Source organism: Campylobacter sp. CH278, assembly GCF_004378845.1.
GTDB classification, from domain to species: Bacteria; Campylobacterota; Campylobacteria; order Campylobacterales; family Campylobacteraceae; genus Campylobacter_D; species Campylobacter_D jejuni.
The window spans coordinates 1-585 of record NZ_RYXZ01000025.1 but is presented as its reverse complement, the minus strand read 5'-3'; the positions used below and the strand labels follow the sequence as shown (position 1 = coordinate 585).

Sequence of the window (585 nt, the reverse complement as noted above, 5' to 3'; positions counted from 1 at the left end):
TAAAAATTTAGCTAAACACTATAAACATCTTTTTGTATTTGAAAGTGAAATAGAACTTTTTATCCTAGCTTTAAGTATGATAGATTTGAGCGAGGAACTTTGTAGTGGAAAAATTTATCTTGTAGATATCGAAGAAGAAAGAGCGGATATTCAACTGCTTATACTTTTTGATATGAAGGATATGTTTGAGTATCTAAGTTTATATGAAATGTTTGTAAATAATTCTTTTTATAAACAATTTCAACAAGATGATTGGTATAAGGCTAATATACTTTGCGAGAAAAATATAGAAGTCATAGTAAGAAATTTAAATTCTAGCCTACATATCGGTTTTGAGTGCTATTCTCATCTTTTACAAAACATCCCTTCTATGCTTGAAAGCATTCCTTTTCAAAGAATCTTAAATGAAAGAAAAAATAAATTTGATAATGCTATAGTAGTTTCTGCAGGACCTAGTTTAGCCAAACAACTTCCTTTACTTAAAGCTTATCAAGAAAAAGCAGTGATCTTTTGTGCTGATGGGGCTTTGAGTATGCTTGAGAAAAAAGGCATAGTGCCTGATTATGTGACGAATTTAGATTTTGA

General features: G+C 29.4%; 1 protein-coding gene. It reads left to right on the top strand.

The features are described from left to right. Nucleotides 1–585: 6-hydroxymethylpterin diphosphokinase MptE-like protein (locus ELQ04_RS08515; protein ID WP_134224527.1), on the top strand; the 585-nt coding region annotated here is incomplete at both ends.